11 protein-coding genes are annotated in these 10,543 nt (G+C 48.7%); 8 read left to right on the top strand and 3 right to left on the bottom strand.

The window, feature by feature from the left end:
* Nucleotides 1-157 precede the first annotated feature (157 nt).
* The 3 genes from MHB43_RS10075 to MHB43_RS10065 all read left to right on the top strand — a co-directional run bounded on the left by MHB43_RS10075 (nt 158) and on the right by MHB43_RS10065 (nt 1,421).
* On the top strand, nt 158-487 hold the full coding sequence (locus tag MHB43_RS10075; RefSeq protein ID WP_405131854.1) for a YtrH family sporulation protein: 330 nt from the start codon (nt 158-160) through the stop codon (nt 485-487).
* A 21-nt stretch (nt 488-508) separates the two neighbouring features.
* Nucleotides 509-997, top strand: coding sequence for a hypothetical protein (locus tag MHB43_RS10070; protein ID WP_017689500.1), 489 nt, complete (start codon nt 509-511; stop codon nt 995-997).
* A gap of 82 nt (nt 998-1,079) precedes the next feature.
* Nucleotides 1,080-1,421, top strand: coding sequence for a YtpI family protein (locus MHB43_RS10065; RefSeq protein ID WP_339307695.1), 342 nt, complete (start codon nt 1,080-1,082; stop codon nt 1,419-1,421).
* A 144-nt stretch (nt 1,422-1,565) separates the two neighbouring features.
* On the opposite strand, the gene MHB43_RS10060 is transcribed toward MHB43_RS10065, so the two are convergent.
* From MHB43_RS10060 to MHB43_RS10050, 3 genes are all read right to left on the bottom strand, one after another.
* Nucleotides 1,566-2,900, bottom strand: coding sequence for a DRTGG domain-containing protein (locus MHB43_RS10060; protein WP_076209105.1), 1,335 nt, complete (start codon nt 2,898-2,900; stop codon nt 1,566-1,568).
* A gap of 245 nt (nt 2,901-3,145) precedes the next feature.
* Complete coding sequence (locus tag MHB43_RS10055; RefSeq protein ID WP_085981456.1) at nt 3,146-3,430, bottom strand: hypothetical protein; 285 nt, start codon at nt 3,428-3,430, stop codon at nt 3,146-3,148.
* 114 nt (nt 3,431-3,544) lie between these two features.
* Nucleotides 3,545-3,892 (bottom strand): YlbF family regulator, encoded by a 348-nt coding sequence (locus MHB43_RS10050; RefSeq protein ID WP_036609862.1) that lies wholly within the window; start codon nt 3,890-3,892, stop codon nt 3,545-3,547.
* A 237-nt stretch (nt 3,893-4,129) separates the two neighbouring features.
* Here MHB43_RS10050 and MHB43_RS10045 point away from each other — a divergent pair, with 237 nt between their 5' ends.
* The 5 genes from MHB43_RS10045 to MHB43_RS10025 are packed head-to-tail and all read left to right on the top strand — an operon-like array spanning nt 4,130 to nt 10,492.
* Complete coding sequence (locus MHB43_RS10045) at nt 4,130-5,497, top strand: YheC/YheD family protein (protein ID WP_405131853.1); 1,368 nt, start codon at nt 4,130-4,132, stop codon at nt 5,495-5,497.
* A gap of 50 nt (nt 5,498-5,547) precedes the next feature.
* Nucleotides 5,548-6,738, top strand: a complete 1,191-nt coding sequence (locus tag MHB43_RS10040; protein ID WP_405131852.1) for a YheC/YheD family protein — start codon at nt 5,548-5,550, stop codon at nt 6,736-6,738.
* Between the two features lie 60 nt (nt 6,739-6,798).
* Nucleotides 6,799-8,172: a YheC/YheD family protein gene (locus MHB43_RS10035; protein WP_310334037.1), complete on the top strand. Its 1,374-nt coding sequence runs from the start codon at nt 6,799-6,801 to the stop codon at nt 8,170-8,172.
* Nucleotides 8,172-9,278: a YheC/YheD family protein gene (locus MHB43_RS10030; RefSeq protein WP_221823121.1), complete on the top strand. Its 1,107-nt coding sequence runs from the start codon at nt 8,172-8,174 to the stop codon at nt 9,276-9,278. The genes MHB43_RS10035 and MHB43_RS10030 overlap by 1 nt, the downstream gene beginning before the upstream one ends.
* 35 nt (nt 9,279-9,313) lie before the next feature.
* Complete coding sequence (locus tag MHB43_RS10025) at nt 9,314-10,492, top strand: YheC/YheD family protein (RefSeq protein WP_339183647.1); 1,179 nt, start codon at nt 9,314-9,316, stop codon at nt 10,490-10,492.
* The last annotated feature ends 51 nt before the right edge of the window (nt 10,493-10,543 follow it).

The raw sequence follows: 10,543 nt of genomic DNA, 5'->3' as shown, positions 1-10,543 counted from the left end.
TATTAAAATTCGTGACAACCTCATAAAAAGGAGACTTTATTATTCTATTTTATCATAACGTTCGGGGGCACGCCCATACAATAGAAGTACAAGCCGCTCCCCCTGTGACAGACCGAAGACAGGAGGTGTGCTGCTAGGTCTGAAAGGGGTGTTGCCAGTGAGCACATTTTTGTCCAAAGCCATTCTTGATTTCTTTATTGCGTTTGGAATCGTGCTGGGCGGCGCGATGATCGGAGGTATTGGAGCAGTGATCTCACTTCAGCCTCCGACACAGACGATGCTCGATATTTCCGGGAAAATAAAGATATGGGCACTCGCAGCCGCTGTCGGCGGCACAATAGATCCCATGCGTGTCATCGAGAGCAATTTCCTGGATGGTAACCTGTCTCCGGCGGTCAAACAAATTCTGTATTTGATCTCTGCTTTTATGGGCGCACATATGGGAACCGAGCTGGTGAAATGGGTGTGCAGCGGAGGCCGGAGCTAATATGAGACAGGAACAGCGTTCATGAGAATTCCGCCATTTTCCCGTTACCGCCCGCTGATGCGAATGACCGCTGTGTTTGTTCTGGGAATGATCGCTGGATGTGTCGTCTACAACGGTGTATTTCACCTGAGTTACAATGCGTTGTGGCTGAACAATCAGGAGCTGCAGCTTCAGCTGCATCAGAATGAGGAGGATATCAAAACGCTGAAAAAATACAGTAAACGCCAAACCGTTATCAAGGAAATCAAGGTCCGTGCAGAAGAATCGGATAAGGGGCCAGACGAAGCTTCTCTGAAAGTGATGTTACAGAAACTCGGAGACGAACTTGAGGTACTTCGGGGCAGAGATGTATTCAACATCGATGAGTATAGCAAAATGACGCGAATCATGCTGAATCAGAAAGTCTACTCGGTCAGGGAAAAGGAGTACACCGTTCAGGTCAAAACGATGCTGGTTATGGAAGGCGTACTGCAAGTTTGGGTACAGATTCGCATGCACGTTCCTGCGTAACAGCAAAAAACTGCCCTTGTCTGCATCTCTGCATGGTACAATAAGGGCAGTAAATGCTTTCCAGAAAAGGAGCTGCGTCTTTGTGTTCATTGATGTACTCAAATATGCTCTAATCGCCATCTTTGCTGTTGCCATGGTTTTTGCAGCGTTGAACAGCATTCGTTCACACAGAAGTTCAGATGCTACCAGCGCCGGTCTGTACCGTTCGTGGACAAATATCTGGATGGGTGGCATGCTTGTCGTGCTTGCACTGATTCTGATGTTTGTCTTCACGGGTTCCACTTTATCCGTGATTGTGGAAGCGCTATTTCTGATTATGGGTGCGTATAATGTATTTGCCGGAATACGTAACCGCAGTTATTATGCGCGGCTTCAACAACGGTCCAATAAGGGATCAGGTAAAACCTCCGGACAATCTGCATGATCCGTTGCAGCGCTATCATTGTGTCTGCAAAAAGAGAGTACTTCCCCTTCGTTAAGCGAAGCCAGAACCGCGCGACAGCGCAACCCGGCAGAGCTTATTGGTCAGGGAGTACTCTCTTTGCTATGCCCGAGGCAACGTACCCTGCTAGGCATGGTCAATCGACTGCAATGTCATTACCGCTTTGCATACCACACTGCCTTCACGGGTAACCACAATGTCCATTTTGCACGTTCGACGGCTGGTTTCCAGAATTAACGGTCGAACCAGGATCTGATCCTCAATCTGTACCGGTCGAACAAAATACGTCGTTACATTATCGACCACATGGTCGTTCCCTGTAACATCCCACGCTGCCCGCCGGCCAGCCTGTGTCATCACATTCAACAGAACACCTTCGGAGATCGTACCCAGATCCGTTGCCATCTGAGGAATGATGAATCCGTGGAATAACAATTCGTTCTGTTCACCGCGCTCCTCAGCAAACCCGTTCCAGATCAGATGATCAAACGTCTCTCCCAGTTGTGGCTGCTTCTGTGCATCCCGCATGGCCTGAAGCACTTCCTTGCGTGTGACGGACGCAATCAGTTTGCGGTTCCGATCCACGATTGGCAGAAAATCGATGCCTTCCCAGGTCATAATCTGGGCAGCAGAAGCAAGAGATGTCTGCAATGAAGCCGTAATCGGGCGGCGTATCACACATTTCTCAATACTTTGATCTTCTTTCAGCTCACTGACATCCTTCAGACTCACAATCCCGATGACCCGGTTCCATTCATCCACCACCGGGAAGCGATGTTCACCCGTCTCCGACACCAGCATATGAAAATCTGCGGCTGAACTGGTCACCTTCAATACCTGCAAGCGAGGTTTCTGACCAATGATATCCTCAACAAGCATAATTTTTTTCTTAATCAGCCGATCGAAGATCGCACGGTTAATCATTGAAGCCACTGTGAATGTATCATGTCTGGAAGAGATAATGGGTAGCCCAAGCTCGTCAGCCATAATTCTTACTTCACGACTTGTCCCAAAACCACCCGTAATCAACACGCCCGCTCCCTGTTCGAGGGCAAGCGAGTGAGCATCTTCACGGTTACCTACAATCAGCAGACTCCCAGCGTCAATATAACGGGCCATTGCCTGTTCTTTCATCGCACCAATCACATACTTGTGCAGCGGTTTGGTGAGACCTTCGTTCCCCCCCAGCACATGGCCCTCCACAATGGTCACAACATCAGCAAAGGTCAACTGTTCCGACATGCCCCGAGGTCTCTTCTCGATCCGCACCGTTCCAATTCGTTCCTTGGTCACGACCAGCCCGAAGTTCTCCGCCTCTTTCACCGCACGATATGCTGTCCCTTCACTTACACCCAGCTCCCGCGCAAGTCCACGTACTGATATTTTGCTGCCAACCTTCAGTTGTTCAATATGTTGAAGTAACTGTTCATGCTTCGTTACGTTCTCTTCCTGTCCGTCCAACTGTACCACCCCCGAAGATGCATCTGTACTATACTGTACCTATTATAACACGACGTCAGGAAAATAACCCCACTTCCTATCCCATTCTTATTGGGAAATGGGCTGCTTGAATTCAATCTTCTGATTATTCCCTGATCCTTGTATATAACAAAAAGACCGGCCCCTTATGTGCAAGGGAATCCGGTCTTGTTCCAGAGGCAGAACCAACGCTGTTGGCCCTGGCATACGGATTGTAATTCTATCCTTTATACAGACTCGCTCCGCTCCTGCTTGTCCAGCAGTTTCATCTCCCACTGCCGCAGCTTCGCCCGACGAACGGCTTCCAGCGCACGCTTCTTCTCTTCATCCACACCAAGAATAAAATGCAGATGTGCGCCAACGATTAATAAGGAGAACAGCACCCATACGATGCCAAAAATATTAACCCAGTCCATTCCTCCAGCAAAGGAAATCCGCGGCAGTGCTATGACCAGCATCGACAACGCAATAAGCAGATAGATTACATGTTTTGCTTTTTTCAACCTTTTCACCATTCACAGCTCCTTCGTTCTTGATCGACTCTATATGTCTAGTCTATGAACGATAAGGAGCCAATATGAAAGGTTCAGGTAAAAAAACAAGACAACCTTTTTGAACTACCTTTTTTACGCTTCAGCGCCACCGTACAGATGACCCAGACTGTCAGCAATAATTTTATTCACGTCTTCAATGATGACACTGAGGCGACGCTCCGCGTCAAACAAGCGACGGATATTCAGATTCAAGCTCAGTACCTCAAACAATTTTTCCATTTTCTCCATCTCATCCGGAGCTGGCATATCCCCGCTCATCATACGTTGTTGCAGTTCCATTTGTTGATCACGGAAGTTATCCAGCATTGCTTTTGCATCCGGATCAGCTTCAATCAGCTTCATCGCGGAAGTAATCTCTTCCACCTCGCTGCTTTCTCTCAGTGCTTTGGCCAAATCATTGGCTTTGTCATAAATGTTCACTATTATTCCTCCTCAGATTGGTTTGTTCATCCGTGTTAATACACGCTTTTCTTCGCTGTCAAACAAGGACGATCTGAAACAGGCCATCCATAACCTGCCTCGAAATCAAATGCATTTAATCCATATGGGTCAATCACCAAGGGTTATATGTCCTCATATGATGAAGCACATGCCATGTTCAGATGCCGTTCAACTTCGAGATCAGACATCAAGTTGCCGCCCGGAAGGAGATCCGTGATGTCCACTAAAAAAGTAACGATTCAGGTTACCGGCTCGGGCATCCTGCAGGACGACGTCATCATGCTGGGCGAAGGGGTGCTTAAGGCACTTAAAATCCCTTCAGGAAGGCCGCTTCAGCTGCAATTTGGCTCTTTCCGTCGCGAAGTCACTGTTATTCCGGTACCAAGGTATGACGGGCTGCGCATCAATCAGACAGTTGCCAGCAAGACCGGTCTCGTTCCACGTTCGGTTCTGAGGGTATCCTATCGTTCAGCCAGCCGTACGCTTCGTCTTGGACCCTACATCAGTGTACTGGTTAGCCAGGATTATCCCGATCAGCCCGATCGGCCCTTTGGCTCCATCACGATGTTCTGTCAAGAACTGGTGAACGCCTGCCGTAAGCAAGGCGCCTATGTATCCTTTTTCACACCGGAGGATATTGGAGCGGTAACGGGTTATATGAAAGGCTGGGTGTATGATGACGGCTGGAAAAAGACTGTTCTGCCTGTAGCAGACGTCGTCAATAACCGGCTAACGTCCCGCAAGCTTGAGAACAAACCTAGCGTACAGCATTTTATGAAAGAAGTAAAATCGCTCTACGGCACGCAAACCTTCAATGAAAAGTTTCTGGACAAAAACGAAGTGTTTGACGCACTCAAGTCCATTTCAACGCTTAAACGAGTTCTTCCCGAGTCTCATTTACTCAAGACATCAGCCCTGCTCAAGACGATGTGCAATCGACATCCGGTTGTATTTCTGAAGCCCGTACGCGGCTCTTTGGGTAAAGGGATCATCCGGGTCTCACGTCAGACGGACGGAAGCTTCCTGACTCTGGCGACTGGCGTCGGGGGCACCCGGAAACAAACGTATACTTCTCTGGATAAACTGTATGCCAGTATGTCTGGGAAAATGAAAACAACGCGTTATCAGATCCAACAAGGGCTGACTCTCATTGACAACAGTGGCAGACCCGTGGATTTCCGTGCGCTCGTGCAAAAGAACCGTACAGGTAAATGGAGTGTAACCTCCATCGTCGCCCGGATTGCAGGCGGGAGTCACTACGTATCCAATCTGGCACGGGGTGGAAGTCTCAGCACCGTCAAGGATGCTGTTGCCAAAACACAGTTGTCTGGATCAGCCAAAGCTTCCGCTTATACAGGATTGCACACCGCAGCACTGGATATCGCAAAGGGGATTGAGAGTGCCATCCCTGCTCATTTTGGTGAACTTGGTATTGATCTGGCTCTGGACACCACTGGGCGCGTATGGCTGCTCGAAGTCAACTCCAAACCATCCAAGAATGATAATACACCACTGAGTGAGAGCAAGATCCGCCCTTCCGTCAAAGCCATGCTTGAATATTCTACGTACCTGGCGGGTTTTTGAAAAGTTATTCCCTACTGGAAACAAATCTGATAGAGGAGAGGTGCAGCGTAATGTTTCCATCATCTCAGACCAAGACACTGGCCATTCTGGTACGTGCAACCGAAGGCTCACCTCCCTTTACAGATGAACTTTTCTGCCGTCGTCTCAGTGTGGGGAGCATGCGATACGCCCTTCAGATTATTGTGATCCCGATATCGAATGATGCAGTCCAACTCCCTCTTCAATGGGGATATGTCTATCATCAAGGGAAGTGGAATTCGGTACCTGTTCCTGCAGTCGATCTCATTATGGATCGTTGTCTTCGCCCTATCTCCAGGTACGTCAGACAACAGCTTAAGAAATGGATACCAACCAACGGCACAGATCAACACCGTTATTGGTCTGCTTCCCTTCCAGGAAAATGGGAGGTACATCGTGTGTTGTCCCGAAATCCTGAATTGAGGTCACAACTTGCTCCCACAACCCGGATCGGATCACATATTCCTTGGGAAACATGGCTGGACCGTTGGCCCAGAGGACTGTTCTTCAAACCGGTATCCGGGACTCATGGCAAAAATACCTTTCGCCTGTCTCGGGGAACGACTCCATCAACATGGATCGTGGAGGGGCGTAACGAGGACAATGAACCCTTTTTTCTTACATTCAACCATACTCAGGCTGTATCTTCCTGGCTAGCATTACATCAGGCTGAGCGTAAGATGATCGTGCAGCCATATCTGGAGCTTAGCCATCATGGAAGAGCATTCGACATACGGGCTCTAATGCAAAAGAATGGGCAAGGTCGCTGGACGCTTACCGGATGTATGGTACGGGAAGGACCCGAAGGTTCACTCACGTCCAATCTTCACGGTGGGGGTAAAGCATATCCTGCCCACGCATATCTGCTCCAGCGATATGGAACGATTCGCACAGAAACTCTGCTGAAGAGCATCCGGCAGACTGCTACTCTTATCCCCACCCTGCTGGAAAGCCGTTTCGGCAGGTTAGCCGAATTGGGGCTTGATTTCGGAGCAGATGCAGAGGGCCAACTCTGGCTAATTGAAGTCAACTCCAAACCAGGCCGCACCTCATTTGCAGAAGCGGGCGACCGACGCATGCATACTCTGACTTATACCCGGCCGCTTGCCTATGCCCGTTATCTGTTGCAACAACATGTTCTCACGGACGTCATTCGTCCAATGAAATTGCCGAATACATCCAGCAAAGCTGGCCTGAAACCCATCCCGATTCACGGCGGCTGAGGCCCGCAGCGCCCGCTTGCCATGGAGCCCAAGGATCTTTTCAGGATAGGAGGATAAATCATGAGTTTGACCTTTTGCAATCTGCATTTCACCAAGCAACCGGATAAAGTGGTTTATGTATCCAACGCTTTAATGAAGAGCCTCAACCTGTCCGGCAAAAAAACGGTGCACCTTCGCTTCGGGCGTGACCGGGTACCTGCAACGATCAAACCAATCAAAAAAGCAGGTAAACATCTGTATCTCGCTTCAGGTATCCGTAATATGATGAACGTTCCGAAACGGGGCAGTATTTATCTCCGGAATTTGCAAAATGATGAGGTCCAGTTAGGTCCACTGATCGGCGTACTCTCTGATGGGCCTGCGACGAGCACGAATCCATTCGGTTCCCGTACTGGTTTCATCAAACAGTTACTCCGTGAAGGCAGCCGAAAATCCTATATTTATGCCTTTACTCCCCGGGATATCAATTGGCAGAATGAGACGGTATCCGGTTTTTTTCTGAATGATAACGGAAGCTTTACCCGCAAAACGGTACCTCTGCCCGATGTCGTCTACAACCGGTTACCAAGCCGTCGTTCAGATTTCTCACCAGCCATTAACCAACTGCGGGAACGATTTATTCGTCGGAAAATTCCGTTCTTCAATTGGAGCTTCTTCAACAAATCAGATATCTATACATTGCTGGAGAACGAACCAACAGCCGGAAGGTATATCCCTGAATCAATTACCAATCCGTCCGTTGAACAGATGAAGGAAATGTTGGAACGCCATCAGTTCGTCTACTATAAACCTACTGCCGGAAGTCTGGGGAACGGGATCTACCGCCTGACTTACTCGCCCAAACGTGGATATTTCGCACGTTATCGCAAAAAAGGCGGTAATGCACTCCTGCGTTTTGGGTCCTTCAACAGTCTGATGCGCATGCTTCAGGGAAGACATGGCAAACAGCTACGCGGATATGTCGTTCAGCAGGGAATACGTCTAATTGAGATTGATGAATGTCCAATTGATTTTCGTTTTCACATGCATAAAAATGGTAACAATCAATGGGTTGTTGTCGGAATTGGAGCCAAAAAGGCAGGACGTGGCAGCGTCACAACACACATCAAAAATGGCGGCTCCCTAATGACTCCTGAGCAGGCGCTCAGTCGCAACTTCGGCGATCGTGCGGGAGAAGTTCTTCAGCATGCCAAATCCGTCGCTATTACACTGGCCCAGGCGATTGAAACCCAGCACCAGCATCTGATTGGTGAGATTGGCTTTGATCTGGGCATTGATCAGGAGGAACATGTATGGATGTTCGAAGCGAACGCCAAACCCGGGCGCTCCATTTTCCGTCACCCTTCACTCCGGGTGGAGGGCAAATCGTCGGTGGAGCACATCTTGGAACACTGCCTGTATTTGAGCAAGTTCCGGAAGAAGGAAGAAATTTGATGAGCCTTCATGATGATTTCAAACCTGTCATTGCTGTTTTGACCATGCATGATAAACAGCGCATGTTCAGGGGAAATCATCAAAATTTTCAGGATATCTTACAGACAGGCGAAAGCATGGGATACGTGGTGTACATTGTAACTGTTCGGGATCTGAACGTGAGTGGTCCCACCGTGAAAGGATATACGTACAACAAGGGGAGTGGAAAGTGGGTTTCACAACCTTTCCCCCTTCCCCATGTTCTGTACAATCGTATTCCCAACCGGGAAGACGAAGGAAAACCTTCCGTACAGCGTAAAATTGACGAATGCATGCAATCCGGAATCGAACTGTATAACCCATTCTTTTTCAACAAATGGGATCTGTTCGAATGGCTGAAGAAGTCCAAATCGACTCAGCAACTGATCCCTTATACTCGGCGGATGCGAAGTGCTTCTTCTCTGGGTGCCGTTCTACGGGCGTATCCCTACCTGTACCTTAAGCCCGAGAGCGGCAAAGCTGGCAAAGGAATCATGATGCTTAAATTTCAGGAAAAAGAACGACTTCCCTACCGACTCAAAATACAAACCACACGTAAAAGCACGACCTATAAAGCAGCTACACTTGCCAAGTTATGGGCACGAATTCGCAAAGAAACCGGACTTACGCCCTATATCATGCAACAAGGCATTGAATTGGCATCCTCTCGTAAACGCCCCTTCGATTTGCGTGTTCTTGTACAAAAGAACACCAAGGGCCAATGGAGCGTAACCGGTGTAGGAGCGAGACTTGCTGGCTCCCGCAGCATTACAACGCATGTGCCGCGCGGCGGGAGCGTAGAAGACCCTGAGAAGCTGCTGACCGAGCTTTTTGGCGAAGAAATGTCAACAACCCTGATGAAACGTGTGAAATCCACTTCATTAATGATCGCAAGACAGGTAGAACGGGGATCTGGTTTCACACTCGGAGAAATGTCCATGGATCTGGGCATTGATGACCTGGGGGAACTCTGGTTCTTCGAAGCCAATGCAAAGCCCATGAAGTTTGATGAACCACAGATCAGACGGCGGTCATTGGAACGTATATTTCACTACAGCGCTTATCTTGCCCGTCAGTCCAAACGATGATAGACAGGAATACTGCAAAAAGAAGGTGATTGTTTGTGTCCTCACCTGTTCTGGGCATTATGACGTTGTACTTAAATGAACATCGCGCTCTTGAAGAACGAAGCGTCTATCGTAGAATGATTCTTGAAGGGCGCAAGCGGGGACTCGATATCTATGTATTCACACCAGCCGACGTACACCCCGGGGGCAAACAAATTGAAGCCATGGTTTTTCATGAGGGAAAAGGCTGGTCCAGGGAGTGGCGATCATTCCCGGACCTGATCTTTGATCGCTGCCGGATTCAACGTAACCGAAGGTTCCAGCAATTGCTTGCTTTTCGTGAGAAATATGGGCATCTGCTCTTTCTGAACAGGCCACTGCGCAATAAATGGACCATCCACCAGACCCTTTTACAAAAAGCCAACTTTCGTGAACACCTGCCGGAAACCGCTCTATTTCAGGATATGTCCGATGTAAACCGGATGCTCAAAGTTTCTTCCCTGGTCTATCTCAAACCCATTAATGGAACAGGCGGACGTGGTATTCTGCGCATTGAACGCAGCAGTAGCGAGGCTAATACGGTGCTTGTTCAGGGGCGGGATCAGAAACGTCGTATCATCACTCCACGTAAAGTTCATTTCTCACGACTTGGCGCGTTGCTCCAGCACTGGAACATGAAAGACAAGTATCTTGTACAAAAGGGGATTCAACTTCAGCTTCCGAATGGACGTGTGCATGATTATCGCATGCTCGTTCAGAAGAATGGTGAAGGACAATGGGAGCTTACTGGATGTGCTGGACGCATGGGTGCAGAAAAAAGCGTGACCTCCAATCTGCATGGCGGCGGTCAGGCAATAGCGATGAACCGACTCATGAAGCAATGGATCGAAGATGACGACCTCCGGGCAGAAATTAACACAACTGCAGAGAAATTCGGCATTGATGTTGCTTCGTTTCTGGAAGATACGTATGGCGACCTGTGTGAGCTGGCACTGGATTTGGCGATTGACAGAAGCGGACGTATCTACCTGCTTGAAGTTAATCCCAAACCTGCGCGTGAAGTATTCGCTCGCATCGGGGAGCGGGATATCTATTATAAAGCCATCACTCAACCGCTGGAGTATGCCTTATATGTATATCGCAACAGACCTCCCGGAACGTCCAGAAAACCAGCCACTCCCAGGCCCGTTTCGCAAAAATCCACCAGAGTAAAAAGAAAAAGGAAAGTCAAGTGAATGGATTAGATAAAGCAGGAGTCTATGTTCGCCAAGTGCGAGCATAGACTC

It is taken from the genome of Paenibacillus sp. FSL H8-0317, from assembly GCF_045040685.1.
GTDB lineage: Bacteria > Bacillota > Bacilli > Paenibacillales > Paenibacillaceae > Paenibacillus.
The sequence above is the reverse complement of the archived record's forward strand: the minus strand, read 5'-3'. Positions and strand labels throughout refer to the sequence as shown.

What these genes read in the sequence shown, in the direction of transcription:
- MHB43_RS10070 (WP_017689500.1), top strand. Translation starts at nt 509, where the DNA reads ATGAGAATTCCGCCATTTTCCCGTTACCGCCCGCTGATGCGAATGACC.
- MHB43_RS10045 (WP_405131853.1), top strand. Translation starts at nt 4,130, where the DNA reads ATGTCCACTAAAAAAGTAACGATTCAGGTTACCGGCTCGGGCATCCTG.
- MHB43_RS10040 (WP_405131852.1), top strand. Translation starts at nt 5,548, where the DNA reads ATGTTTCCATCATCTCAGACCAAGACACTGGCCATTCTGGTACGTGCA.
- MHB43_RS10035 (WP_310334037.1), top strand. Translation starts at nt 6,799, where the DNA reads ATGAGTTTGACCTTTTGCAATCTGCATTTCACCAAGCAACCGGATAAA.
- MHB43_RS10030 (WP_221823121.1), top strand. Translation starts at nt 8,172, where the DNA reads ATGAGCCTTCATGATGATTTCAAACCTGTCATTGCTGTTTTGACCATG.